The sequence below is a fragment of the Arthrobacter sp. CG_A4 genome (assembly GCF_035985125.1).
Lineage (GTDB): Bacteria > Actinomycetota > Actinomycetes > Actinomycetales > Micrococcaceae > Arthrobacter.
Map to the genome: position 1 here is coordinate 24,890 of NZ_JAXCID010000002.1, position 25,813 is coordinate 50,702.

The 25,813-nt window shown below is 67.5% G+C and carries 24 protein-coding genes; 7 read left to right on the forward strand and 17 right to left on the reverse strand.

All coding sequences use genetic code 11. The annotated features are described in order from the left end of the window. Nucleotides 1-41 precede the first annotated feature (41 nt). The 7 genes from RCH07_RS01425 to mnmA form a co-directional block, all read right to left on the reverse strand. The gene (locus RCH07_RS01425; protein ID WP_326965681.1) at nt 42-1,085 is read right to left on the reverse strand and encodes a hypothetical protein; all 1,044 of its coding nucleotides are present in this window, start codon (nt 1,083-1,085) and stop codon (nt 42-44) included. A gap of 2 nt (nt 1,086-1,087) precedes the next feature. After that, complete coding sequence (locus RCH07_RS01430) at nt 1,088-1,603, reverse strand: chorismate mutase (protein ID WP_326965682.1); 516 nt, start codon at nt 1,601-1,603, stop codon at nt 1,088-1,090. Between the two features lie 720 nt (nt 1,604-2,323). After that, nucleotides 2,324-4,027 carry an ABC transporter ATP-binding protein gene (locus RCH07_RS01435; RefSeq protein ID WP_326965683.1) on the reverse strand — a complete coding sequence of 568 codons (1,704 nt, stop codon included), beginning with the start codon at nt 4,025-4,027 and terminating at the stop codon, nt 2,324-2,326. Beyond that, the gene (locus tag RCH07_RS01440; RefSeq protein WP_326965684.1) at nt 4,024-5,049 is read right to left on the reverse strand and encodes an ABC transporter permease; all 1,026 of its coding nucleotides are present in this window, start codon (nt 5,047-5,049) and stop codon (nt 4,024-4,026) included. Before RCH07_RS01440 ends, RCH07_RS01435 begins: the two co-directional genes overlap by 4 nt. 1 nt (nt 5,050) lies before the next feature. Beyond that, entirely contained in the window at nt 5,051-6,142 is a 1,092-nt protein-coding gene (locus tag RCH07_RS01445; protein WP_326965685.1) for an ABC transporter permease, read from the reverse strand. A gap of 131 nt (nt 6,143-6,273) precedes the next feature. Then, nucleotides 6,274-7,908: an ABC transporter substrate-binding protein gene (locus RCH07_RS01450; protein ID WP_326965686.1), complete on the reverse strand. Its 1,635-nt coding sequence runs from the start codon at nt 7,906-7,908 to the stop codon at nt 6,274-6,276. 299 nt (nt 7,909-8,207) lie between these two features. Then, the gene (gene mnmA / locus RCH07_RS01455) at nt 8,208-9,371 is read right to left on the reverse strand and encodes a tRNA 2-thiouridine(34) synthase MnmA (RefSeq protein ID WP_326965687.1); all 1,164 of its coding nucleotides are present in this window, start codon (nt 9,369-9,371) and stop codon (nt 8,208-8,210) included. A 275-nt stretch (nt 9,372-9,646) separates the two neighbouring features. Here mnmA and RCH07_RS01460 point away from each other — a divergent pair, with 275 nt between their 5' ends. Beyond that, on the forward strand, nt 9,647-10,891 hold the full coding sequence (locus tag RCH07_RS01460) for an NAD(P)/FAD-dependent oxidoreductase (protein ID WP_326965688.1): 1,245 nt from the start codon (nt 9,647-9,649) through the stop codon (nt 10,889-10,891). Here the strand turns inward: RCH07_RS01460 and RCH07_RS01465 are convergent. Continuing rightward, nucleotides 10,870-12,111, reverse strand: a complete 1,242-nt coding sequence (locus RCH07_RS01465; protein WP_326965689.1) for a cysteine desulfurase family protein — start codon at nt 12,109-12,111, stop codon at nt 10,870-10,872. The two genes, RCH07_RS01460 and RCH07_RS01465, sit on opposite strands and share 22 nt — an antisense overlap. An 82-nt stretch (nt 12,112-12,193) precedes the next feature. On the opposite strand from RCH07_RS01465, the gene RCH07_RS01470 reads away from it, so the two are divergent. Continuing rightward, on the forward strand, nt 12,194-13,090 hold the full coding sequence (locus RCH07_RS01470) for a DMT family transporter (protein ID WP_326965690.1): 897 nt from the start codon (nt 12,194-12,196) through the stop codon (nt 13,088-13,090). Nucleotides 13,091-13,144: 54 nt separating this feature from the next. Here RCH07_RS01470 and RCH07_RS01475 read toward each other — a convergent pair whose 3' ends face one another. Beyond that, nucleotides 13,145-13,870: a helix-turn-helix domain-containing protein gene (locus tag RCH07_RS01475; RefSeq protein ID WP_326965691.1), complete on the reverse strand. Its 726-nt coding sequence runs from the start codon at nt 13,868-13,870 to the stop codon at nt 13,145-13,147. 90 nt (nt 13,871-13,960) lie between these two features. Here RCH07_RS01475 and RCH07_RS01480 point away from each other — a divergent pair, with 90 nt between their 5' ends. Next, the gene (locus tag RCH07_RS01480; protein WP_326965692.1) at nt 13,961-14,374 is read left to right on the forward strand and encodes a hypothetical protein; all 414 of its coding nucleotides are present in this window, start codon (nt 13,961-13,963) and stop codon (nt 14,372-14,374) included. 114 nt (nt 14,375-14,488) lie between these two features. On the opposite strand, the gene RCH07_RS01485 is transcribed toward RCH07_RS01480, so the two are convergent. Both RCH07_RS01485 and RCH07_RS01490 read right to left on the reverse strand, forming a co-directional pair. Beyond that, the gene (locus RCH07_RS01485; RefSeq protein WP_326965693.1) at nt 14,489-15,193 is read right to left on the reverse strand and encodes a hypothetical protein; all 705 of its coding nucleotides are present in this window, start codon (nt 15,191-15,193) and stop codon (nt 14,489-14,491) included. 155 nt (nt 15,194-15,348) lie between these two features. Then, nucleotides 15,349-16,251: a diacylglycerol/lipid kinase family protein gene (locus tag RCH07_RS01490; RefSeq protein WP_326965694.1), complete on the reverse strand. Its 903-nt coding sequence runs from the start codon at nt 16,249-16,251 to the stop codon at nt 15,349-15,351. A gap of 138 nt (nt 16,252-16,389) precedes the next feature. Between RCH07_RS01490 and RCH07_RS01495 the strand changes: the two genes are divergently transcribed. The 4 genes from RCH07_RS01495 to RCH07_RS01510 all read left to right on the forward strand — a co-directional run bounded on the left by RCH07_RS01495 (nt 16,390) and on the right by RCH07_RS01510 (nt 19,649). Beyond that, the gene (locus tag RCH07_RS01495) at nt 16,390-17,376 is read left to right on the forward strand and encodes a J domain-containing protein (protein ID WP_326965695.1); all 987 of its coding nucleotides are present in this window, start codon (nt 16,390-16,392) and stop codon (nt 17,374-17,376) included. Between the two features lie 64 nt (nt 17,377-17,440). Next, nucleotides 17,441-17,908, forward strand: coding sequence for a tRNA (cytidine(34)-2'-O)-methyltransferase (locus tag RCH07_RS01500; RefSeq protein WP_326965696.1), 468 nt, complete (start codon nt 17,441-17,443; stop codon nt 17,906-17,908). 228 nt (nt 17,909-18,136) lie between these two features. Continuing rightward, nucleotides 18,137-18,742, forward strand: a complete 606-nt coding sequence (sigK, locus tag RCH07_RS01505) for an ECF RNA polymerase sigma factor SigK (RefSeq protein WP_326965697.1) — start codon at nt 18,137-18,139, stop codon at nt 18,740-18,742. Between the two features lie 10 nt (nt 18,743-18,752). Beyond that, nucleotides 18,753-19,649, forward strand: a complete 897-nt coding sequence (locus RCH07_RS01510) for an anti-sigma factor (RefSeq protein ID WP_326965698.1) — start codon at nt 18,753-18,755, stop codon at nt 19,647-19,649. A 74-nt stretch (nt 19,650-19,723) separates the two neighbouring features. Here RCH07_RS01510 and RCH07_RS01515 read toward each other — a convergent pair whose 3' ends face one another. From RCH07_RS01515 to RCH07_RS01540, 6 genes are all read right to left on the reverse strand, one after another. Beyond that, complete coding sequence (locus tag RCH07_RS01515) at nt 19,724-20,440, reverse strand: GntT/GntP/DsdX family permease (protein ID WP_326965699.1); 717 nt, start codon at nt 20,438-20,440, stop codon at nt 19,724-19,726. 59 nt (nt 20,441-20,499) lie between these two features. Further along, nucleotides 20,500-21,033: a gluconokinase gene (locus RCH07_RS01520; RefSeq protein ID WP_326965700.1), complete on the reverse strand. Its 534-nt coding sequence runs from the start codon at nt 21,031-21,033 to the stop codon at nt 20,500-20,502. 74 nt (nt 21,034-21,107) lie between these two features. Further along, a complete protein-coding gene (locus RCH07_RS01525; protein WP_326965701.1) occupies nt 21,108-21,887 on the reverse strand; it encodes a PIG-L deacetylase family protein in 780 nt (259 codons plus the stop codon). 4 nt (nt 21,888-21,891) lie between these two features. Next, a complete protein-coding gene (locus RCH07_RS01530) occupies nt 21,892-22,845 on the reverse strand; it encodes an electron transfer flavoprotein subunit alpha/FixB family protein (protein ID WP_326965702.1) in 954 nt (317 codons plus the stop codon). A 10-nt stretch (nt 22,846-22,855) separates the two neighbouring features. Beyond that, entirely contained in the window at nt 22,856-23,656 is an 801-nt protein-coding gene (locus tag RCH07_RS01535; protein ID WP_326965703.1) for an electron transfer flavoprotein subunit beta/FixA family protein, read from the reverse strand. A gap of 252 nt (nt 23,657-23,908) precedes the next feature. Beyond that, complete coding sequence (locus RCH07_RS01540; RefSeq protein ID WP_326965704.1) at nt 23,909-25,567, reverse strand: trypsin-like peptidase domain-containing protein; 1,659 nt, start codon at nt 25,565-25,567, stop codon at nt 23,909-23,911. Between the last annotated feature and the right edge of the window lie 246 nt (nt 25,568-25,813).

A 25,813-nucleotide genomic window follows, 5' to 3' on the forward strand; every position in this document is an offset into this window, starting at 1 on the left:
CGCGCAGGCTTCCGGCGCAGGCTTATGGCTGGCGAGAACGGCTAGCCGAGGGCAAGCTGGTTGAGGCCGTCAGCCACCTGGGTCAGCCGCGCGAGCACCGCGGTCGCGGCGGAAGGCGAATGCCCCTCCAGCCCGGCCGACGGCGTGACCCGCAACGCGCCCAGCGTGGACGCCGGCAGGCCGAGCTGCCGCCACGGCCGCCAGACGGACTCGACGACGTCGGCGACGCGGGGCAGTGCCGCGGCGGGCCGGGCCACGTCCAGGGCGCCGGTCCAGAGCCGTTTGCCGCCCTCCACCGCGCCGGCCAGCTGCTCCCATTGGCGGGAGGTCAGAGCACGGAGCGGCACGGCGATCCCGTCCGCTCCGGCCGCGAGGATCCGGTCAAACGGCGCCTCGATTTCAGCGACCGCGACGACGGTTTCAACGGCCCCGGCTGCCCGCAGCGCGTCGATGACCAGCTGCCAGGAGTCGGTGGCTTCCTGGCCGGGAACCGAGCGTAGGGTCCGGTAGCCGCTGGAAGTGGGAATGGTGCCGGCCAGCACGGACGCAATCTCCGGCTCGTCGATCTGGACCACGATGCGGGCCCCGGGTGCCGCCGAGGCAACCCGGCTGAGGTAGCTGCCGGCACCCGCCGCCAGGGAAGCCGCGAGGTCGCGGCGGGCGCCATAATCGAGGAGGGCGCGCTCCCCGTTGTGCAGATGCAGGCCGGCAGCGAGGCTGAGCGGGCCGCGCAGCTGGATCTTGATGTCCGTGGCGGGGGTGTCCTCCGCTCCGATCACGTCGGCCAGGATGTTGATGTCGGTGGAGAGGGCCGAGCGCGCCCGCTTCAGATCCTGGCCGGGCCGGTCCACGATCCGCCAGCCATGCGGCTGCACGTCGACGGACAGGTCCACCAGCAGGGAGGCGGTCCGGCCGAGGGCGTCCGATCCGACGCCGCGGTCCGGGAGCTCGGCGAGGAAAGGCAGATGGGGGCTGCCGAGTTCGCCGCGGATGATCCGTGCCGCCTCGACCGGGTCCTCTCCGGGCCAGGGGCCTAGGGCGGTGGCGGTGACCTCGCCCGGCTCAGGACGCTTGGGGGCGGCCACAGCTAGGCTTCCTCGGACACGGCAGGGTCCGCGGCGACGGCAGGGTCCACGGCGACGGCAGGGTCCACGGCGACTCGTCTCTGGGCGTTGGCGGTCTGGGAACTGGCAGCCTGGGCTGCGGCCTCGTGGTCCTCAGCGATGGCCTCATGGTGGCGGATGACCTCCCCGATGATGAAGTTCAGGAATTTCTCGGCGAAGGCCGGGTCCAGGTGCGCCTCGGCGGCCAGCCGGCGCAGGCGGGCAATCTGCGCGGTTTCCCGGCCCGGGTCGCCAGCTGGCAACTTGTGCCCGGCCTTGAGGAATCCGACCTTCTGCGTCGCCTTGAAGCGTTCCGCGAGGAGGTACACGAGGGTGGCATCGATATTGTCGATGCTGGAGCGGATTGACAGCAGTTCCGCCATCACCGCCGGATCCACCTGACCGGCCAGTGAGCTGGCCCCGGGGTCATAGGTGTCGGCGTCGGTGTCGGCGTCGGCGTCGGCGTCGGCGTCGGGATGAGTCTGGTTCTGCTCGGTCATTGACCCAGTCTAGGTACCCCTCGTTCCAAACCGTTCAACGCGGCCCGGGCCGGCTGGTGCGGGAGCCTGCCCCGGTGCCTTCCGGTGCGCTTTCCCGAAGCGTTGCCGGGCGCTTTCCCGGCGTCGTGTGCGGGTGCCTGCCCGGGTGCGCAATTTGAGTGCGCAATTTGAGTGCCTCTGAGTGCCTTTGAGTGCATTTGCGTGCATTTGCGTACGCCCGCGTGCGCCCATTCTCCACAAATGGCCGGTATTAGGACCGTCATCCCGGCCATCTGTGGCAAATCGACGGCATGGTGGGCGACCCGTTGCCCACCGTGCTCGCCGTGCCCGCCTTGCCCCGAAGGACCTGCCGACCCGAAACCACGAAGCCCCCGCCGCTGGGCATGTCCAGTGGCGGAGCGGCTGCGTTCGTCCTTGCTCCCCGGGGGATGACGTTCCAGCCCAGTTACTCCGTTCCGGAACCCGACTCGGCCCCCGTGAACTGCGGAATTCCGTGGAATTCCGCAGGATCCCGCGGGTGCCGGCCGGCGCGCGTGGAAGTAACTGGGCAGGAGCGTCGTGCCGGCACCCCGGGACGCCCCACAGCGGCCATCTTTGGCGAACCGCTGGGGTCCCCACCTGAGGTGACGCCGGTGAAAGCAGGAAGATCCATGGTTGTGGAGGTATTCCGCGTGGAAGCGAACGGCGGGCATGTCCGGCCAGCGGATCCCCGGCGGCGGTCTAGCTGTGGAGCACCTCGCGGAATGCCTCCCGGCGCCGGGCCTGCTCATCCGGGTCAGGAACCGGCAGGGACGCAATGAGTTTCTTCGTGTAGGCGTGCTGCGGATTGCCCATCACCTGGCTACCCAGGCCCTGCTCCACCAGCTTGCCCTTGTAGAGCACCCCGACCCAGTGGGACAGGATATCCACGACGGCGAGGTCGTGGCTGATGAACAGGGCGGCGAACCCAAACTCGGCCTGGAGCTCCTTGAACAGCTCCAGCACCTTCGCCTGGACCGAGACGTCGAGGGCCGACGTGGGCTCATCGGCGATCAGCAGCCTCGGGTTCAGGATCAGCGCCCGCGCCAGTGACGCGCGCTGCCGCTGCCCGCCGGAGAGTTCGTGCGGGAACCGCTCTGCGTACGACGCCGGCAACTGCACGGATTCGAGCAGCTCACGGGTCCGCTGGCGTGCCTGCGCCGGCGTCGGGTTGCTGTGGATGATGAGCGGCTCGGCGACGCAGTCGCCGATGGTCAGCTGCGGATTGAAGGACGCCGCCGGGTCCTGGAACACGAAGCCGATCTGCTTGCGCAGCGGCTTGAAGGTGCGTTCCTTGAGATTGAGCATCTCGTAGCCCAGCACCTTCAGGCTTCCGCCCGTGGTCCGGTTCAGGCCCGCTATGGCCCGGCCGATGGTGGTCTTGCCCGAACCCGACTCGCCAACGAGCCCGAACACCTCGGCCTCCGAGAGCGTAAAACTGACGCCGTCGACGGCCTTGAACGCGGGGCTTCCCAGCCGGCCGGGGTACTCGATGGTCAGGTTCCTGGCCTCGACGAGGACCTCCCCGCCTTGGTGGGCGCGCTCGGTCATGCCTTCCGAGGCCGAGTTCCGGCCCAGGTGCGGAACCGCGGCCAGGAGCTTCCTGGTGTAGTCCTGCTTCGGTTCGGCAAAGAGAACCCGCGAGGACGCCTCTTCGACGACGTCACCCTGGTACATCACGACGACGCGGTCGGCGAGGTCGGCCACCACCCCCATGTTGTGGGTGATGAGCACGATCGAGGTGCCGTACTTGTCCCGGAGATCCCGAAGGAGCTCCAGGATTTCGGCCTGCACGGTGACGTCCAGGGCGGTGGTGGGTTCGTCGGCGACGATCAGCCCCGGGTTAAGCGCCAGCGCCGCGGCAATGACCACGCGCTGCTTCTGCCCGCCGGAGAACTGGTGCGGGTAGTAATTGACCCGGGTTTCCGGATCCGGGATACCCACCTTGCGGAGCGCCTCGATGGCGCGGGACTTGGCTTCCTTGGCGCTGACCTTACCGGTTCCCCCGTGGCCGGCGTGGGCGCGGATGCCCTCGGCGATCTGCCAGCCCACGGTAAAGACGGGGTTGAGCGCGGTGGACGGTTCCTGGAAGACCATGGCCACGTCCCGGCCCCGGATCTGCCGGAGCTTCGCGGCGCTGACGCTGATCACGTTGTTGCCGTTGATCAGCACCGCTCCGGAGCTGATGGCGGTTTCCGGCAGCAGTCCGAGGATGGTCTTCGCGGTGACGGTCTTGCCGGAGCCGGATTCGCCTACGATCGCCACCACTTCGCCGGGGTTGACCGCCAGGCTTACGTCCTTGACGGCGTAGACGTCGCCGGCGTCGGTGGCGAAGGTGACCTTGAGGTGGTCGATGTCCAGGACAGGTCCGGCGCCTGTGCCGTGCTTGTCAATGTTGGTGGTCATGAGCTTCTCACTTCTCCTGCGAGTGCTGCCTGGGCGGCGGTGGTGGAATCGGGGCCGCCTTTTCCGGCGGAGGCTGCCTTGCGGCCCCGCAGCCGGGGATCGTTGAGGTCGTTGATGCTCTCGCCGACCAGCGTCAGTCCGAGCACGGTGAGGACGATCGCCAGGCCCGGGAACACCCCCGTCCACCAGATGCCTGAGGTGGTATCCGCCAGCGCCTTGTTGAGGTCGAAGCCCCACTCCGCGGCCGAGGTCGGTTCAATGCCGAAGCCGAGGAAGCCCAGGCCGGCCAGGGTAAGGATGGCCTCGGAGGCGTTGAGCGTGAAGATCAGCGGCAGGGTACGGGTGGCGTTCTTGAAGACGTGACGGCGCATGATGCGGATATTGGAGGCGCCCACCACCTTTGCCGATTCCACGAACGGTTCGGCCTTGAGCCGGATGGTCTCGGCCCGGATGACGCGGAAGTATTGCGGGATGAAGACGACGGTGATGGAAATCGCCGCTGCCAGGATTCCGCCCCACAGACTCGACCGGCCACCGCTGATGACGATCGCCATGACGATCGCGACGAGCAGCGACGGGAAGGCGTAGACGGCGTCGGCAATCACCACGAGGATCCGATCCAGCCAGCCGCCGAGGTAGCCGCTGACCAGGCCCAGTGCGACGCCGATGAAGATTGACATGACCACGGCCACGATGATCACCAGGATGGCGGTCTGGGAGCCCCAGACGACCCGGGAAAACACGTCGTAGCCGCCCACGGTGGTCCCCATCAGGTGTTTGCCGCCGGGGGCCTCCTGCGCGGGGAAGCTTCCGCCGGCGTCGGAAATCTGGGAGAAGCCGAAAGGGGCAATCAGCGGCGCGAAGATCGCGGTCAGCAGGAAAATACCGGTCAGGACGAGTCCGGCGACGAGCATACCCCGCTGCAGTCCGACGCTCTTGTTGAAATGCGAGATGACCGGCAGACGCCGGAACCAGGGTGCGCGGCGGTCCGCGCCGGTTTCGATTGTGGGAGCGGTGCTCATGTCAGTACCTCACGCGGGGGTCGATCAGCGCGGCGACAATGTCCACGATGAAGTTGGTCACGGCCACGATCACTGCCAGGAGGACCACAATGCCCTGGACGGCGACAAAGTCGCGGGCCGTCAGGTAGGTGGCCAGCTGGAAGCCGAGGCCCTTCCATTCGAAGGTGGTCTCGGTCAGCACGGCACCGCCCAGCAGGACGGCAATCTGCAGGCCCATCACGGTGATGATGGGAATGAGGGCCGGCTTGTAGGCGTGCTTGGTGACGAGCCGAAACTCGCTGACGCCGCGTGAACGGCCGGCCTCCACATAGTCTTTGCCGAGGGTGCCGATCACGTTGGTCCGGACCAGGCGCAGGAAGATGCCGGCGGTCAGCAGGCCAAGGGCGAGGGCTGGCAGCACGGCGTGCGCCATCACATCACCCAGGGCGGCTACGTTTCCGCTGCGGATGGCGTCCAGCCAGTAGATGCCGGTCGGGGCCTGCAGTGCGGTGAGGGCCAGTTCGCTCGAGGTCTTGGCGCGTCCGGCCACCGGGAGCCAGCCCAGCCAGACCGCAAACGTCAGCTTGAGCAGTAGCCCGGCGAAGAAGACCGGAGTGGCGTAGCAGAGGATCGCGAAGATGCGCAGCACGGCGTCGGCGGCCTTGTCACGCCGGTGCGCGGCAATCATGCCGAGCGGGATGCCGACGAGCAGCGCCACGAGCACGGCGTTGATCGAGAGTTCCAGGGTAGCCGCGCCGTAGGTCGTGAGCATTTCCGAGACCCTGCGGTTGTCGGACAGCGTGGTGCCGAAGTTGCCGGTGATCAGCTGTCCGAGGTACTCGAAGTACTGCACGAGGATGGGCCGGTCATAGCCGGCAGCGGTGATGCGCTCCTGCAGCTGTTCCGGCGGGAGCCGGCCGCCCAGGGCTGCCGTGATGGGATCGCCGGTGATCCGCATCAGGAAAAACACCATGGTGACCAGGATGAGAATGGTCGGAAAGATGAGGAAAAACCTGATCAGGATGTATTGGCCCAGTCCCCCGCCGGACGACTTCTTCTTCGACGGCAGGAGGCCGTCGGCGTCGGTTGGCGGCGCCTCGATAAGTGTTGTCATTGGTACCTAAATGTGTGTCTCCGGGCGCCAAGGAGCCCCGGAATCTGTGTGTCCTGTCCCAGCACGAAAGGCGGGGCGCCGTGCTGGCGCCCCGCCTTGCGTGCTGGTCAGAACCGGATGGGGAATCGGACCTACTTGGAAATCACACCAAGACGGGTCTTGAAGGAAGCGTCCAGGGTCTTCTCAACACCCTTGATGTCCTTGCCGGCGACCATCAGCTGGGCGCCCTGCAGCAGCGGCAGCGTGGACAGGTCCTTAGCGACGGCCGTCTGGGCCTCGCCGAGCACCTTTTCACGTTCCGACTTGTCTACGGTGGTCAGCTGCTTGCCGATCAGATCGGTGACGGCGGGGTTCTCGTAGTGGTTTTTCAGGAAGTTGCCGGGGATAAAGAACGGCGTGAGGTAGTTGTCGGCGTCGGAGTAGTCCGGGAACCAGCCGAGCTGGTAGACCGGGTAGGCATCCTTGGTGCGGTCCTTGGAGTAGGTGACCCACTCGGTGGACTGCAGGTCCACCTTGAACAGGCCGGACTTTTCGAGCTGCTCCTTGATCATGGCGTACTCGTCGCCCGAGGACTTGCCGTAGTGGTCCGGGTTGTACTGCAGTTTCAGGGTGACCGGAGCGGTGACGCCGGCGTCGGTGAAGGCCTTCTTGGCCTTGTCCGGGCTGGGCTTGCCGCTGCCGTCGCCGTACATGTCCTTGAGCGGCTTGATGGCTCCGACGAAGCCGTCGGGAACAACGGAGTACGCGGGCAGGTACGTGCCCTTGTAGACCTGGCTGGCAATGGCGTCGCGGTCAACGATGTTGGCCATCGCCTGGCGGACCGCGAGAGCCTTCTTGGGATCGGCGTCGGGGGCCTTGGCGCCGAACGGCATGGTGTCGAAGTTGAAGACGATGTAGCGCAGCTCGCCACCGGGGCCCTTGTGGACCTTGACCTTGGAATCCTTCTCCAGATCAGCGGCGTCGGTCGCGGTCAGGCTGCGGCCGGCGACGTCGATGTTGCCCTGCTGGACGTCCAGCTTCAGGTTGTTGGAGTCCGCGTAGTACTTGATCGTGGCGCTGTCGTTGGCGGCCTTGCCGAGCAGGCCCTTGTAATCGGGGTTCGCCTTGAGGCTGACGAGCTCGTTCTTCTTGTAGCTCTCGATCGTGTACGGGCCGGCGAAGGGCTTGGCCTTGACGATCTCCTCGTCGCTCATCAGCTTGTCGGCCGGGAACACCTCTTCGTCGATGACGGGTCCGGAGTTGGCGGCAAGGACGCCCGGGAAGACCTGGTCGTTGCCGGCCTTCAGCGTGAAGACCACGGTGGAGTCGTCCTTGGCCGTGACCGAGGCCAGGTTGCTGAAGAGGGACGCGGGGCCGTTGTCGTCGGCGATCTTGACGATCCGGTCGACGGAGAACTTGACGTCGGAGGACGTCAGCGCGTGGCCGTTGGCGAACTTGAGTCCGGACTTGAGCTTGACGGTGTACTCCGTCGGGGTGCTGAAGGAAGCGGACTCGGCGATGTCCGGGGTGGCATCCGCAGTCCCCGGCTTCGAGTTCATGAGGAACGGGTAAATCTGGTTCATCACCATGAAGGAGCCGGCGTCGTAGGAACCGGCCGGGTCCAGGGTAACTACCTTGTCAGTGGTGCCGTAGGTGATGTTGCCTCCGCCGGCTGCGCTGCCGGTCGGTGTTCCGCCGCCGGAAGGGCCCGTGCAGGCGGTCAGTGCGAAGGCGGATACCCCGGCGAGCGCGATGGCGCTCTGCAGGGCTTTTTTGTTCATTGCCATCTGTGAACTTTCTGTTCGATGAGTACTGGTGCGCGGCCCGGAGACGATTCTGCTCATGACTCGGCGGGCTGCACGCTGTCCTGATTCCTTGATTCAACCAGACACCACGCGGTGAATCGCCGCATCCTGTGAGATGAGACACAAAATTTACACGAACCGGCGGAATTCAGCACTATCTTCAGCGATCCTGCCCGGATTTCGGCAGTTGGCAGCCGCCCGGAATCCGGGAACGTGCGTTAAGACGGCAGGAGCACCGCACATCGAATATGGGCGGTGCTCCTGCGAACAATGCGTGCTTGCTAGAGCGCCGCGCGCTGCAGCGACCGGGCCGTGTCGATGGTGGCCTGCCCCAGCACGCGGGTGCCCTGGTAGAGCACCACTGTCTGGCCCGGCGCGACCCCTCGCAACGGCTCCGTCAGGGTGACCACAAGATTCCCTTGCCCGCCGTTGGTGGCGACTGCGCCTGTCCCGCCGTCGCCCCCGTCCGCGCGCTCCATGTGCGCCTTGGCGGGCACGGGATCCCCGTGGGCACGGACCTGGGCATAGCAGGGGAACTCCTCGCCGGTGGGGACCTCGGCGATCGGCAGCCCGGCCCAGGAAACCTTGATGCCACGGATCTCGTCGATGGCCAGGAGGGCCTCGGGGCCCACCACCACCTTGTTTTCCTTCGGCCGGATTTCGAGCACAAAGCGCGGCTTGCCGTCGGCGGCTGGCGTGCCCAGCTTCAGACCGCGGCGCTGGCCGACGGTGAAGGCGTTGGCGCCGGGGTGCTCGCCGACCTTCGCGCCGGACTCGTCCACGACGTCGCCGGTGGTCATCTCGATCTTCTCGGCCAGCCAGCCGGCCGTGTCGCCGTCGGGGATGAAGCAGATGTCGTGGCTGTCCGGTTTGTTGGCCACGGAGAGCCCGCGGCGTTCGGCTTCGGCGCGGACCTCGGCCTTGGACGGGGTGTCCGCGAGCGGGAACATGGAATGCTTGAGCTGTTCATGGGTCAGCACGCCGAGCACATAGCTCTGGTCCTTGGCCCAGTCCGCGGCGCGGTGCAGCTCCGGGTTGCCGTCGGCGTCGGAAATCACCTTGGCGTAGTGGCCGGTGCAGACGGCGTCGAAGCCCAGCGCGATCGCCTTCTCCAACAGCGCGGCGAACTTGATCCGTTCGTTGCAGCGCATGCACGGGTTGGGCGTGCGCCCGGCGGCGTATTCGTCGATGAAGTCCTGGACCACGTCCTCCTTGAACCGCTCGGAGAAGTCCCAGACGTAGTACGGTATGCCCAGCACGTCGCAGGCCCGCCAGGCATCGCGGGAGTCCTCGATGGTGCAGCAGCCGCGGCTGCCGGTTCGCAAAGTGCCGGGCATCCGGGACAGCGCCAGGTGGACCCCGACGACGTCGTGTCCCGCCTCGACGGCGCGGGCGGCGGCAACGGCGGAATCAACGCCGCCGCTCATGGCTGCAAGAACTCGCATACTGGCTTTCTTTAGGGTTCGGGGTGCGGCAGACAGGGCCGACCGCTGGCCGCCGCCAGTGTGCACGGCGGCCTGCTCACGGCCTGCTGTTCAAGGATGCTGGTGACGGCTGCTTTTCACGGCTGGGGCCGCAGGGACAACGCCATGCCTGCCGCCCTATTCTATCGCCACGCCGAATCCTGCCCAAAAGGCCTTGACGGGACCGCGCCGCGCTTCTAACGTCAGGATTACCGGTTTTAGAAAACGAAGCACGCACCAGCGGGAATCGAGCGGACATGGCTGTTGAGAATATCGTGATCGTCGGCGGCGGACTGGCCGGCGCCATAGCCGCCAAGACCCTGCGCACGGAAGGCTTCGCCGGGCCGGTGGTCCTGCTGGCCGAAGAGACCCACCACCCGTACCTGCGGCCGCCGCTGTCCAAGGAGTACCTGCTGGGCCAGGCGCAGGACGACGCCCTGCCGGTGGTGCCGGCGGGCTGGTACGCGGAGAACGGCGTCGAACTGCGGCTGGGTAGCCCCGTCACATCCCTCGATCCGGCCGCCCGCACCGTGGGCCTCGGTGACGGCAGCCGGCTGGAGTATGCCTCGCTGCTGCTGGCCACCGGCTCACGGCCCCGGGCGATTCCGGTGCCGGGCAGCGACCTTGATGGGGTCGGCACCTTCCGGACCGTGGAGGACAGCCGCCGCCTGCGCCAGCAGCTCGACGGCGGCGGCCAGAACGTGGTGATGATCGGCTCGGGCTGGATCGGCATGGAACTGGCGGCAGCGGCGAGCGCCTATGGCAACACTGTGACCCTGCTGGGGCTGGAGGAGGTGCCCCTGGGCGCGGCGATCGGCCCCGAGCTGGGCGGGTTTTTCCGTTCGCTGCACGAGGCCAACGGCGTCCGCTTCCGGCTCCCCGCCTCGGCCGCCGAGATCACGGGCCGGGCGGGCCGGGTGACCGGCGTGGTCACCGACGCGGGCGAGGTCCTGCCGGCGGACCTGGTGGTCATGGCCGTGGGGGTGGTCCCCGAGGTTTCCCTGGCCGCGGCCGCCGGGATCGGGCTGCACAACGGCATCCTCGCGGACGCCTCGCTGCGGACGTCCGCGCCCGGGATCTTCGCGGCCGGCGACGTCGCCAACGCCCTGCACCCGTTCACCGGGGAGCACCACCGCAGCGAGCACTGGTCCAACGCCCTCAACGGCGGCAAGGTCGCCGCCAGGGCCATGCTGGGCCAGGACGCCGTGCTGGACACGGTCCCCTACTTCTACACCGACCAGTTCGCCGTCAGCATGGAGTACTCCGGCTTCCCGACGCTGATCACCGGGCCGCCCACCATCCGCGGCTCGCTCGAGGCCAGGGAATTCCTGGCGTTCTGGCAGCGCGACGGCCGGGTGGTGGCTGGAATGAGCGTGAACTGGCCGCGGTCCGACAAGCCGCAGAAGATGATCAAGTCATTCATCACCTCAAAGTCGGCGTTGCGTCCTGATGTTTTGGCGGACCCGGCCGTCCCGCTGGATCAGCTGCTGCCGGCGGCCTGACGGGCAGATTCACGGGCGACCGTTCCGGCGGTCTGGATGCTGGACTCGTGTCCCGCCATCCCGGCCTGGCGCGCGCGGGCAACGGCGCCGGGCAGCGCGGCCAGCAGGGCGTCGACGTCGGCCCCGGTGGAGGAATGGCCCAGGCTGAAGCGCTGGGCACCCCTGGCCGTGTCCTCGTCCAGGCCCATCGCCAGCAGCACATGGGACGGGCGGGGAACCCCCGCCGTGCACGCCGAGCCGGTGGAGGATTCCACCCCCGCCAGGTCCAGCAGGAAGAGCAGTGAGTCGCCCTCGCAGCCGGGGAAGGTGAAGTGCGCGTTGCCGGGCAGCCGACCGGCCCCCGGGGCTCCGCGCAGCACGGCCCCGGGCACCGCCGCGAGGACGCCGTCTATCAGCCGGTCCCGCAGCGCGGTGATCCGTGCGGCCTCCCCGGGAAGCTTCGCGGTGACGGCTCCGGCGGCCGCGGCGAAGCCCGCGATCGAGGCAGTGTCCAGGGTGCCGGACCGGACGTCGCGTTCCTGCCCCCCGCCGTGCTGGACCGGGGTCAGCTTCACTGCGCGGCCCAGCAGGAGAGCGCCGACGCCGACGGGGCCGCCGATCTTGTGCCCGGAGATGGTCATGGCGTCAAGGCCGGTGCCGCGGAAGTCCACGGGCACGGAGCCGAAGGCCTGGACGGCGTCGGAATGCACCGGCACGCCGGCCGCGTGTGCCAGCTCCACGATCCTGCCGACCGGCTGGATACTGCCCACCTCGTTGTTGGCCCACATCACCGTGACCAGCGCGATGGACGCCGGATCGCGGGACAGCTCGGCCGCCACGACTGCAAGGTCCACGACCCCGCTGGCATCCACCGGCAGCCAGTTGACCTCGGCACCCTCGTGCCGTTCCAGCCACTCCACGGTGTCCAGCACCGCGTGATGCTCGACGGCGGAACACAGGATGCGCGTGCGGGCCGGGTTCTCGGCGCGGCGGGCCCAGTACAGGCCCTTGACGGCGAGATTGTCCGCCTCGGTACCGCCGGACGTGAAGATGACCTCCGAGGGGTGTGCCCCGGCCGCCGCGGCCAGGACCTCGCGGGCGTCCTCCACGGCGCGGCGGGCGCGGCGGCCCGCGCCGTGCAGCGAGGAAGGGTTGCCGGTCCGGGCCAGCTCGCGCGTCAGCGCAGCCAGGGCCTCCGGGGCGAGGGTGGTGGTTGCTGCATGATCCAGGTATACGGGCACAGGGCAATTCTACCCGCGCCTACCCGCGCCGGCATGGGGAGGAGCTGACGGGCAGGACCCGGTACTGGTGTACATTCGAGCGGTGAAAGCGTCCCTGTACCTTGTGCTGGCCACCCTGTTCTGGTCCGGCAATTTCGTGGTGGGCCAGGCCGCCGTCGCCTCGATGACCCCCCTGGACCTGACGTTCTGGCGCTGGACGCTGGCCGCCGTGCCGCTGCTGCTCCTGGCGCACTTCATCGAGAAGCCGGACTGGCGCTCGGTGCTGCGCCGTTGGCCGGTGCTGCTGCTCCTGAGTGTGCTGGGCATGAGCGGCTACACCCTGCTGCTGTACGGTGCGCTCGGCTACACCTCCGCGATGAATGCCTCCCTGATCACGGCCGCGAATCCGGCCCTGATCGTTGTTATGGCGATCGTCGTGCTCGGCGAGAGGACCACACGCCTGGGCTGGCTTGGCATCTGCCTCGGACTGCTCGGCGTGCTGCTTGTTCTGACCAGGGGCGAGGTGCAGCGCGTTTTCAGCCTGTCCATCAATATCGGTGAAGTCATGATGATCGGCGCGATCGTCGTCTGGGGCTGCTACACGATCATTGCCCGCAGGCTGGACGTTCCGCCCATCGCGGCCACCGCCGTGCAGGTGGTGATTGCGACGGTAACCCTGGCACCCTTCGCGCTCGCCATGAAGGTGCAGTTTCCGGATACCCCGGCCGAGGGCTGGTCGCTGGCGTACATTGCCGTGTTCCCGTCTCTCGGGGCCTACCTGTTCTGGAACCTGGCGCTGAAAACAACCCCGCCGGGCACCGCCGGGAACTACCTCAACCTGATAGTTGTGTTCACGGCCGTCATCACGGTGGCGCTGGGGACGCCGCTCAGCCTCGTGCAGATCGCTGGCGGGCTCTTGGTGATAGTGGGCGTGCTGCTGACCGGTATCAGGGGGCAGGCCAGGCTCGCGGCACCCGCCACTCCGCGCCTGCGTCCCTAAAGGCCCGCGCCTGCGTCCCTAACGACGCGTCCCTAACGACCCGAGCCTGCGTTTCTAAAGACCCGGCTCCTGCGGTGGCCTGATCCGGGCGCAGCACTGCGCCGGCCGTGCCGTTCCGCCAGCCCGGAGATTCTCGATGTCGAGCGCCTGCACCCGGACCGGGTCGATGCCGCTGCCAGCCGCGGCTCCGCCCAGGAAGGCGCCGTTCATGGCGCAGACCACCCCGGTATGACCTTCGGCGATCCGGTGGAAGGGGCAGTTCAGCAGCACCAGGCCTCCTTCGCCGTCGCTCTCGGGGCGGTACCCCTCGGCGGCGAGGAACTCGGCGAACATGGCTCCGCCGGCGCCGCCGGTTGCCGCCCTGGCCGTCGCCTGACCGCGGGCATACGCGGCCCGGAACAGCGCCTCCCGGGCGGAACCGCCGTCGGCCGCCGATTCCTCGATAGCCGAGACCATCAGCTCGGCGGCCAGGTCATAGTTGCGGTCCGGCACGGAGGCGGCGATCTCCTGGACGGCGGCCGCGTACAGCTTGGCCGGGCGGCCCGAGCCGGGCCCTCCCCTGCCGCCCAGCTTCCGGAACTCCACCGCCAGCAGCCCGTCCTGCACCAGCCGGTCCAGCTGGAAAGAGGCTGTGCTCCTGGGCAGGCCGAGCGCAGCTGCGGCGTCGTCGCGGCTGACGGCTTCCGGGGCGGCGGCGACGAAATCGAACAGCTTCCTGCGGCTCTCGTCGCCGAGGGAGGCGACGGCCGCAATCCTGCGGGTCCAGGGGGCTCGGATCATAACTTCACCCTAACTCTAAAAACAAGATTCATTGCTTAATTGCCTATTCCATTCTAAAATCAAGCTATCTACTTTTAGAAGGAGCCAATCATGAAATCCACAACCGCACCCACCACCACTGCCAGGAAGCTGCCAGCCGGACCGGAGCGCCAGGCGTTCCTGTTGCTGCGGACGGTGTTCACGGTGGCGCCCATCATTTTCGGCCTGGACAAGTTCACCAATCTTTTGACCGACTGGACTATGTACCTGGCGCCGGTTGTGACATCCACGGTGCCCATGCCGGCGCAGACCATCATGTACATCGTCGGCGTGGTGGAAATCGTCGCCGGTCTGGCGGTGGCGCTGAGGCCTCGCTTCGGATCGCTGCTCGTGGTGGTATGGCTGCTGGGGATCATTGTCAACCTCCTCCTGCTGGGCAACTTCTTTGACGTGGCACTCCGCGATTTCGGCCTGCTGGTCGGGGCGCTGGCACTGAACAGGCTGTCGCCAAAGTGGGCCCGGTGAACCGTTCCTGATGCTGGGCAGCCGGAGGCAAAGCGCGGCTCGGCGCGGCTCGGTCAGGCTCGGCGCGGCTGGGTCCGGCGCGGCCGGGTCCGGCTTGGCCCGGTCCGGTCCGGCTCAGTCCGAGGGCGGAACCACGGCGAGGCGGGCCGCGACGTCGGCCCGCGCCGCCGCGAGGCTGGCGGCGTCCGGGCATGAGACGGAGATGTAGACGGAGGAGCCCGCCTTGCTGAAGAGCCGGGAATAAACGGCGGTTGACCGTCCGCCGGCGCCGGCGTCGAACACCAGCACCTCCACGCTCGGGGCGGGCTTGCCCGTTTCCCCGCCCCAGCGCAGCGTGCCCGGCAACAGGAAGGTCGGAAGGATGCTTGGGTCCAGGTACTGGAAGAGCGCCTCGGTGGACGCCTTGTCATCCCCCGCGACGGCGAGCGCTCCCTGGTTCGCTCGCACCCTGGCTGAAACCACGCAGCCGTCTGCCTTCAGATATTCGCTGACGCCGGCCACGTTCTGCTTACCGGGCGTCCAGCCGGGAGCCTCGCGGAGCCCATCGGAGAGCTGGACGACCACGCCGGCAGCCAGGCCCTCCCCGGCGGCGAAGGGCATGTCCCGGGCGGCGATGGCTGCGGAGTCGTGGCCGGGGGTAACGGTGGGGGTGGCCAGGGTGGGGGTGGCCGGAATCGCTTGGGGCGCGGCGGGGTCGGGGACTCCCACGCTGCAGCCTGCGAGCACAGCGGCCATGCCCAGCACCAGAAACGCGCTTCTCCCGCAATAGGCCAGCTGCCCGTGGCGGACAACGGGCGCGGTGCCGCTTGTTGTTGCCATTTCTGCTTCCGGTCCGCTGCCCATGCCTGCTCCGCCATCCACTGTGCTCTGCCGGTCGATCCGCCCGGGCCTCCGGTCGATCTGCCCGGGCCTCCGCACGATTCTAGACGGTCACCGCCGCGGCCTGCGCCGACGATGCGGGCCCCGGGGCCCGGCTACACCAGGACCCGGACAGCGCCCGGAACCACGTCGATGGTAATCGGCAACGCCCCGACCCGCTCGCCGTCGGCATAGGCCACAACGTTTTCCGCGGCCAGTTCCACCCTGCGGACCCGGCGGATGTGCACCGCGGGATGTCCGGTGTGGCCGCCGGAGAACACCCGAGGGAACACCGCCAGGAAGCCAAGCCTGGACAGCGGCCCCACGATGAACAGGTCCAGGTAGCCGTCGTCGAGCACGGCATCCGGGGTGACCCTCATGCCGCCGCCAATCGACTGCCCGTTGGCCACCGAGATGAGCATTGCGCCCTGCCGCCAGCGCTCGCCGTCGGCCGTCACGGTGTAGTTGATCGCGCGGAAGGAGGCCAGTTCGCGGATCATGGCGAAGTTGTAGCGGGCCTTGCCCCGCGGCCAGCGCCAGGCGTTGGCACGTTCGTTGACGGCGGCGTCGAACCCCGCCGAGACCACGCCGGCGAACCAGCAGGACACCCCGCCGGAGCTGACCCGCCCGACGTCGATCAGCCGGCCGCCGGATACCAGGGCCGCAAGCAGCCGCTCACAGGCGTCGGGGATGTTGTGCCGCGGGAGGCCCAGCGCGCGGGCCATATCGTTCCCGGTGCCGGTGGGAACAACACCCAGCGGGACCGAGCCGTACGGGGCACCGAAAGCGGCCAGCGCATTGATGCCGAGGTGGACCATACCGTCGCCGCCCACCACAACCAGGGCGTCCACCCCGGATGCCAGGACCTCGTCCACTGCGTCGGCGAGTTCTGCGTAGCTGTCCTCGCACAGGAGCACCACCTCGGCCCCGCTGGCGCGGAAGCAGTCTGCTGCCTCCCGGCCGGCATGCCACCCGCGGCCAAAGGATGCCCGCGGGTTGACGGCGACGGCGATAATCATGGCGTGAATTATGCCAGCAGCCGGGAACCATCCCTGCCCGCGCGGTCGTTGTTCCCCTATCCGGTTAAACTGGCCAAGCCGGACAGCCAGAATAAACCGGAGCGATCAACCGGCAGTACCAATACAAAGGATTCTTGCTTGACGCAGGGCAACAGCTCGCATTACCAGGTCCTCCGGATCCCCGTGACGGCGACGGACAAGGAAATCAAGGTGGCCTACCGCAAGGCCGCCCGCGGCTCGCACCCGGACCACGGCGGCGACCCTGCGACCTTCCGGCAGGTGACCCTTGCGTATGAGACCCTCATCAATGCAAAGCGCCGCGCCGACTACGACCGGTCCTACGGCAGCGGATCCCGCGACTTCAGCGCGGGCCCGGCCGGAGAGGGAGCCCATTTTGACGCCCCGGCGGCCGGAAGCCGGGCCTCGGCCACTATCCGCCACCCCAACACGCCACGCAACACGTCCGCGGATGCCCCCGTCTACGTCCCGTCCTTCGAGGAGGTGGCGCAGGCTGGCTGGGTGCCGCTGATTCCGGCGGAACTGGCCCACCAGCAGGTCCACGGCATGCCGCGCAAGCGTGGCATCTTCGGGGCCGAAGCGAGGATCCAGCGGGAAATGCGGACCGTTCAGCTGATCAGCCGCCAGATCCTCCCCGCAATCCCGGCCGCACGGCTGGTCAACGGCCTGCAGTCCCCCGCCGACAACAACCACATCGACCATGTTCTGCTGTCCGGCTACCGGATGGCGATCATCGGCTCCATGTTGCTGCCGCCGGGCGCCTATGCCTGGAACGGCAGCACCCTGACCCACGGCGGCCGGTCCATCGCCCCGCCCCAGCTGGCCCAGGTGGTGCGCCGGATGCAGGACATCTTTCCGGAACTCAACGTCACCGGCTGGACCGTGGTGCACAGCACGGACGGCAACCTGCACGAGCCCGTCATCGACCACCACCGCCGAAGTCCTGGACGGGACAGCACCAGTCGGGACAGCACCAGCCACGGTCTGGTCCAGGTGGTCAACGCCGCCGGCCTGGCACGCGGGCTCAAGCAGTTTCTGGGCTCCGGCCCTGCCCCGAACACCGTCAACATCCCGGTGCTCGCCCGGCTGCTGCGCGGGATGCACTAGAAGCGCCGGCGGCCGCGGTTTCACCGCGGCTTGGACGACGACGGCGGCTCGCTAGGATGGGAGCGTGTTCCGCATCCTCTTCCACACCCCCGAAATTCCCGGCAATACGGGCAACGCCATCCGGCTGGCCGCCATCACCGGCGCCGAACTGCATCTGGTCGAACCGCTGGGCTTTGATTTTTCCGACGCCAAACTGCGCCGGGCCGGCCTCGACTACCATGACCTCGCCGTCGTGACCGTACACCCGGACATCGGCGCGGCGTGGGCGGCGCTGCTGCCGGAGCGTGTCTTCGCCTTCACCTCCGACGGCGAGGCGTCCTACACCGATATCAGCTACCGTCCCGGGGATGTGCTTCTGTTCGGCCCCGAATCGGCTGGCCTGCCCGAGGAGATCAAGCACGACCCCCATGTGACCTCACGCGTCCGCCTGCCAATGCTGCCGGCGCTGCGGTCCCTGAACCTGGCCAACGCGGCATCCATCGCTGTCTATGAGGCGTGGCGACAGAACGGCTTCGCCGGAGCCAAGCGCTAGCCGGCGCAACTATTTGCGTTGTTCGCCCATCCGCCTCCACCGCCGTCCCGAATCACTTCTGAAGCCCGGTTAGGCCACGGGGCCCAGAGCAGGAAAGGGAGCGAGGATCGGCAGGTGATATCAGCGCAGTTAGACAGACGTCCGGCCCACAGGACGACGGTCGGCCACGGCAGAAGACAAACCCACCCTGGCCCACGATCGGCGGCGGGCACCTTATGCTTGAAGGTGATGGAAACTCCCAACGCCCCAAACCCCGAGGCCGCTGCTCCCCCTGGCACTCAAGCCGACGTGAACCGCCGGCTTGGCGCGCTGCTGGAACAGGTCGCCCGGGGTGACCAGACCGCCTTTGCAGAGTTCTATGAGCTCACCTCGCGGCGTGTATTCGGCATGGCCCGGCGCGTCCTGATCGATGTGGAACTCAGCGAGGACACCGCCCAGGAAGTTTTTCTCCAGGTCTGGCAAAACGCCTCCAAGTTCAATCCCGAGGCCGGAACCCCGCTCGCGTGGCTCATGACAATTTCGCACCGCCGTGCTGTGGACAAGGTCCGCTCCTCCCAGTCCTCCACCGACCGGGAAGCGAGATACGGCGCCAGCAGCCAGGAGATCGACCACGATTCGGTTGCCGATGCTGTGGGCAGCCAGCTCGAGGCCGAGGCCGTTGTCCGCTGCCTGGATACGCTGACCGACACGCAGCAGGAATCCGTCCGGCTCGCCTACTACGGCGGCCTCACCTACCGGGAAGTCGCAGAGAAACTCAATGCTGCGGTACCCACCATCAAGTCCCGCATCCGCGATGGACTGATCCGACTGAAGTCCTGCCTGGGGGTGATTTGAGATGACCGACATGAATGCACAGAACAACGGCCGCGTCCCCGGCGGCTTTGCAGCCGAGATCGACACCGACCTCGCCTCCGGCCGCGCGGTTGACCTCGCGGAGATCTTCGCGCTGAACGCCGTCGACGACGTCGAACGCACCGCCATTGAGAACTACGTTGCCTCAGCCCCTCCGGCGGAGCGGAATGCCTTCAACGAACGCGTCCGCCAGTCCCGGGAGACGCTCGCCATCAGTTTCACTGCCGAGGACGAACCGCCCGCCGGCCTGCTGGACCGGATCATGGTATCTTTGCCGGCCCAGGCCTCCGGGCGGGTGCCCGGGGGCCACCCGGACCAGGCGCCTGGAACGGTTTCGCCAGTCAAGGCCCGGCCCGTCCGGGAGCCTTCCGAGCTTCCCGTCACCGAGGTGCCCGACGCCGACGAGCTCGGCGCCGCCCGCCGGCGCCGCGAAGAACGACGCCGGCCGCAGGGCGTGCGCAACTGGCTGGTCGGCGCCGCAGCCGCAGCCGTGATCGCTTTCGGCGGAGTGGGCGTCGGCGCGTACATGGCAAACCAGAACGACCCGCTCAACCAGGTGATGCAGGCAGGGGACGTGCGGCAGGCAACCGTCGACGTCGCCGGCGGCGGTACGGCCACTGTGTCCGTCTCCAGCTCGAGGGATGCCATAGTGGTCAGGATGAACAACGTCCCGGCCCCGCCGGCGGGCAAGGTCTACCAGATGTGGCTGATCCCCAGGGATGGCTCGGCACCGGTGTCGCAGGGACTGATGGACGCCGACGCGCTGTCCAAGCCCGCCGTCGTCAAGGGCATCAGTTCCGCCTCGGCTCTGGGCATCACGGTGGAACCGGCCGGCGGCTCGACCTCGCCGACCCTGCCTACCGTGGCCGCCGCCCCGCTGGGCGCATAGCGCCGGGAGCACCTGTCAACAGAGCCGCGCAGGCCTTGAACCTTCCGAGGGTAAAAGCCTGCGCGGCTTGTAGTTTAAAGGCGAGAACGGATGCTGGCGTCCACACCGGCTAGATGATGAGCGACAGCAGCATGATGATGCCGAAGCTGACCAGGGAGATCAGGGTCTCCATCACGGACCAGGTCAGCCACGATGAAGCCCAGCACCAGGACGGATATGTTGGTGCCTTCGGCCCATTTCTTCACGGCATCTTTCTTCACGGCATCGCCGACGCCGACGCCGATCAGGGTCTGTTTGAAGCCGCCGCCCGCGCCCACGATCAGCATGATCCCGGCGATGGGACCCAGGCTCGCACCGATCTTGGCAGTGATCTTGTTGCCCGTGAATCCCACGGCGTAGCCGAATGTGAAGATCGCCAGCAGGACGGCCAGGGTCATGGCGACAAGGGGCTGGCCGACGAAATCGACGAAGGTCCGGATCCACGGCGCTGTCGCGGCGTCAGGCCAGATGGTGTCCGCGACGGCCTTGAGGAGCATGAGCACCACCGGGAAAATGATGGTCAGCAGGGTGATGAGGAAGCTCGGCTGGCGTTTGACGCCCTCCATGTCGGCGCCGTGCCGGGTGTCGATGCCGCCCGCAATAGCGGGGCGCCGACGGGCACCCATTTGGCGGCCAGCACCACAATGACGGCGATGCCGAGGGCCGAGGGCCGAGACCACTATAAGGCGGGTGTCGAAGCCAGTCCAGGCCTCGACGGCAGCCGGAAGCTGGGTGGGTAGCAGAAATTTCACAACGATTTCCTTAAACGGTGACACATGGATGGCTGGCCTGGAGTGGCTGGCTGCGCCGCTCAGGGCCTGCCGGTGCTGGCAGAAAGGAGCTGCAGCCGGTCGATTATTTCCTGGGCTTCTTCCGCGGGCGTCGCTCCGACGCGAACGGTGATGGCGTTTTCGTCCTCCGTGGGCGCCTCGAGCGCGTCAAACTGGGACTCGAGCAGGGCCGGTGGCATGAAGTGACTGTGCCGGGATGCCAGCCGGTCCGAGATACGGTCCCTGCTGCCGTCAAGGAACACGAACACCACGCCTTCGCCGCGAAGGACATCCCGGTAGCGCTTCTTCAGCGCCGAGCACGTTACGACGCCGGGGACACCGGACCCGGTGTGCCTCTGAATCCACCCGGCGATGATTTCCAGCCAGGGCCAGCGGTCCTCGTCGGTCAGAGCCCGGCCTTCGTGCATCTTCGTCACATTTGATGCAGGGTGCAGATCATCGCCTTCCACAAAATCCCAGCCCAGCCGGCCCGCCAGCAGGCCGGCCACAGTTGACTTTCCTGATCCCGAGACGCCCATGATGACCAGGACGGGGTGCTGCGCAGTCTTCGCCATTAAAGTCTGTCTTCCTCGATTAAATATGATTTAAACAGAGGCCAGCTTATGGGAGCGGACAGCAGAGCGCAACACTAGAAACCGGCGATGGTCCCCGGGCCGTTGACCGATACGACGTGGAATGCCTCGGCGCTGTGGCCGGCCGGGAGTCCGCCGCGTTCCGCGGTCCGGAGCATCAGCGTCCGGACGGTGCGGTCCATCGCATCGACGTCGGGGTGTTGGCTGGCGTGGACGTGGATCGCGGCGAGTTTGCCGTCAACCTGCCCGGTGACGTCGACGAAGTGGTTTTCGCGTTCCTCCGGCCCGGCGAAGAGCCACAGATACGGCAGCTTGTACGCCTCCAGCCCGGCTTCGGCCAGCTCCGGATAGGCGAAAGGATTCTCCAGCGCCGGATACACCGCCCGTGTCACGGCCTCGCCCACCGCCAGATGGTCCGGGTGGCTCTTCTGGATCCGGGTCCAGTTCCGTTCCGGGTGCATCGAGAGTACGACGTCGGGCCGGAGCTGGCGGATCAGCCGCACCACCTCGCGGATCACCTCGTGCGAGGGCTCAAGATAGCCGTCACGCTGATGGAGGTAATGGATGTCCGTGACGCCCACCAGAGCGGCGGCGCGGCGCTGTTCCGCATTCCGCAGGCCGCTGACTTCCTCCCGTTTGTCAGGGTCGAAGCCGCCAGCGTCCCCGTCGGTCATGATGCAGTAGCTGACCTGCACTCCGGCGGCGGTCCAGGCGGCGATGGTGCCGGCGGCGCCGAAATCGATGTCGTCGGGGTGGGCGGTGAAACAAAGCACCCGCTCAATCCGGTGATGTTCCGGATCGAACGGGCTGTGCACCTGTGTGGCGAAGGTCTCCAAGGACTCAGCCCCGGCGTTTCTTAATTTCTTCGGTGGCCTGCGGGAGGACTTTGAAGAGGTCGCCGACGATGCCGAAGTCGGCGATCTCGAAAATCGGCGACTCGGCGTCCTTATTAACGGCCACGATCAGCCCGGCGGTCTGCATGCCGGCCTTCTGCTGGACGGCTCCGGAGATGCCGGCGGAAATATACAGCTGGGGAGAGACGGTCTTGCCGGTCTGGCCCACCTGCGCGTCGTGGCCGATCCAGCCTGCGTCCGTTGCGGCGCGGGTGGCACCGATGGCGGCGCCCAGCGCGTCCGCGAGCTCTTCCACGGGGCCGAAGTTGCCGTCGACTCCGCGTCCGCCGGCCACCACGATCCGCGCATCGGTCAGGTCCGGGCGGCCGCTGGCGGCTTTCTCGCTGCGGGCCGTGATCCTTGCCGAAGCCGCGGCGGCAGGGTCCGGCACCACCACGGTGACGGTTGCCGGGGCCGTGCCGGTGGCTGCGGGTTCCGGCGTGATGCTGTTGGACTTGACGGTCAGGACCGCGGCCGGAGTGGTGGCCCTCGCCGTGGTGGTGTAGGAACCGGCCAGGACGGATTTGTGCGCCGTTCCGTCCGGGTCCACGGCCACGACGTCGGTGATGACGCCGGCACCGAGCTTGATGCCGAGCCTTGCCGCGATTTCCCTGGCTTCCGCCGAGTTCTCGGTCAGGACGACCGTGGCACCGGAGGTCTGCACCGCGGCAGCAAGATAGGACGCCTTGGGACCCACGAGGTAATTGTCGAGGTCCGTCGCGGAAGGGACGTACAGCGTCTGGGCGCCGTAGGCAGCCAGGGCCGCGGCGACCCCATCGTGCAGTTCGCCGTTGAAGGCCACCACGGGCTCGCCCAGGGAGCGGGCGATAGTAAGCAGCTCAAGGCTGGCCTTTTTGAGGGCCAGGCCGGGGTTGTCAATGAATACCAGTACTTTTGCCATGCAAATCCCCTTAAAGCAGCTTCTGGGCGGCCAGGAACTCGACCAGCTGGATGCCGGCGTCGCCGTCGTCGGTGATGATGGTGCCGGCGGTGCGCGCCGGGCGTGGCTCCGCGGATTCGACGGCGGTCCAGGAACCGGACCGTCCCACCTGCGCGGGGTCGACGCTGATATCCGCCAGAGTCAGGGTGGTGATGGTCTTCTTCTTTGCCGCCATGATGCCCTTGAAGTTCGGGTAGCGGGGGTCGTTGATCTGGTCCGTGACCGAGACGAGGGCAGGCAGCGTCGCCTCGACAGTATCGGCGTGTGCATCGCCGTCGCGGCGGACGGTGAGCCTGGCGCCGTCGAGCACCAGCGAGGAGGCGAAGGTCACCTGCGGAAGATCCAGACGCTCGGCGAGCTGGGCCGGAACCAGCGAGGTCTCCCCGTCGGTGGAGGCCATGCCCGTCAGGATGAGGTCCGCGGGGATGTCCGCGCTGAGATGGCGGATGGCCGCGGCCAGGGCCAGGGACGTCGCCGCGGCGTCGGAACCGGCGAGCGCCTCGTCCGTGAGGTGGACACCCTCGGTCGCACCGATCTGAAGTGACTTTTTCACCGCGTTGACAGCACCGGCGGGGCCCATGCTCAGGGCGATGACCTTGTTGCCGGCCGCTTCCCCGCCACGGGCCTCACTGAGCTGCAGAGCGGCTTCGAGGGCATATTCGTCCAGCTCGGACAGGATGCTCTCGGCGCGTTCAGTGGTATGGCCCGCGCCGGTAAGGTGACGGTCGAACTGAGCGTCAGGGACGTGCTTGACCAGCACGATGATCTTCAAAGTCTCTTCCACTGTGAGTTCAGCAGCCTTCCATGCGGGTGGGCAGCCAGCCGGGCGGGTCGTGGCCATGGAGCACCCGGGATGCCGGGCTGTTCCTAGCTAACCATAGTGCGGGACCCGGCGCGGGGGGACTTCGCTGACGGCCGAAGGCCGGGCGGCATGTGCTGCCGCCCGGCCTTCGGGGGTTGCTGCCCGGGCTCCGCAGCTTGGGCCCCGCTGTTTGGGTTCAGCTGTTCGGGTCCCGCCCGGCTGTTACTGGTCTGCTGCTGCGCCGAGGGTCACGTCGAGTTCCTTCTGCTGCCCGCCCCGGAGGACCGTGACCTTGACCGTGGCTCCGGCAGCCTGCTCGCGCACTGCCGCGGTGAGCTGGTTCGGATCGCTGATCTGCAGGTCCTGGAATTTGGTGACAACGTCGCCAACCCTAAGGCCGGCCTTGTCCGCGGCGGAGCCGGATTCCACGGTGGCGACTTCCGCCCCCACCGAGAAGGCGGAGGCCGAGGAACCCGCAGTCTTGGGCTTCACGCTGACGCCAAACTGGCCATGGCTTGCCTTGCCATTTTTGATGATCTCCTGGGCGACGCGCTTGGCGTTGTTAATCGGGATGCTGAAGCCGACGCCAATATTGCCGCTGCTCGCGGCGTCACCCCCGGCCGACGCGATGGCGACGTTGACGCCGATGATCTCGCCCTTGGTGTTCACCAGTGCGCCACCGGAGTTGCCGGGGTTGATGGCAGCGTCCGTCTGGATCACATTGATCGAAATTGATCCCTGGTTCGCTGTGCTCTGGCCCTGCCCGCCGCCTGGAGGCGCGAACTGGAAGCCCTGGTCGCCGCCCTGGGAGTTATCGGCCCCTTCCTTGGGAGCCGCGGACGACGCGACGCTGATGGTGCGGTTGAGCGTCGACACGATGCCGTCCGTCACGGTTCCCGTGAGGCCAAGCGGCGATCCGATCGCGACGGCGGTGTCCCCCACGTTGAGTTTGCCCGAATCGCCGAGCGTGGCGGGGATGAGGCCGGAGGGGTTGTCGATCTTGACGACGGCGAGGTCGGACAGCGGATCAGTGCCGACGATCTTTGCGCTGTAAACCTTTCCGTCACTGGTCCGGACCTCGATCGCGGCACTGGCCGCCTTGCCGTCGAGGGTTACGACGTGGGTGTTGGTGAGGACGTGGCCCTCGCCGTCCAGGATGATGCCGGAGCCGGTGCCGCCCTCGCTGCCGCTGGTGGCCTTGATGGTTACCACGCTGGGGCTGGCTTTCACGGCCGCCGCTGTGATGGCGTTGACGTCGTCCTTGTTGTTCACGATCACCGGGCCGGCCTGGGTGCTGTTGCTGGATCCCGTGGATGTGATGGGGCTCTCGCCCAGCAGCTGGGTTGTCCCGGCGACCACGCCGCCACCGATCAGGCCGGCGGCCAGGATACTGGCCACGAGGGTGGGGACACCGAACGCCGCCTTGCGCTTGGGGGCGTGGGCCGGATTAGTGGCGTACGGCGAACCCGACGGCGGCTGGTTGCCGGGGTAGGAGCCGGACGGGGCCTGGGCGTGCTGCGGCTGGCCGCCGGGGCTGTGTGGCTGGCTGAAGGCCGAGTAGCCGGTGCCCTGGCCGTACGCGGCCGTGTGCTCCGGACCGGGCTTCCCCATCTGGGGCGCCTCGGTGTGGGGCGCATCGTTCCGTGATGGGGAAGCCTGAGACTGGGGAGCGGCGGGCCGGCCGTAGGACGGCTGATGCTGCGGGTAGTGCGGCTGCGGGGTGTCCGCGGACCGGTCCATCCTCAGGGTCGGGTTCTCCTGCGTTGAGTCCGGCGCGGGGACAGCCCGGTTGTCCCCCGAAGTGACCTCATCCGGCGTCGAGGCCTCGCGGTTCGGCGTTGATGGCTCCGGTGTGGCGCCCTGCGCTGGGTTCTCAGTCATCAGACTTCCTTTCATCCTTGTCCGCATTAACTATGGACGCTCACACTGATACTAGAGCGGACATTAGCTGGGAGGTTCCTGAACGCCGGGACCGGCGCCCCCGGCGGCGCGCTTTGGACGATTCAGCGCTTTTCGCTGGTGGCATATTCCCCTCGGTGGACGGCCAACTGGGTGCACCATAGAATCAAATGGAATCGCCACAGCGACCTGCGGCTTTACTTTTGCGTTGGGGCGCTGCTGCATTCT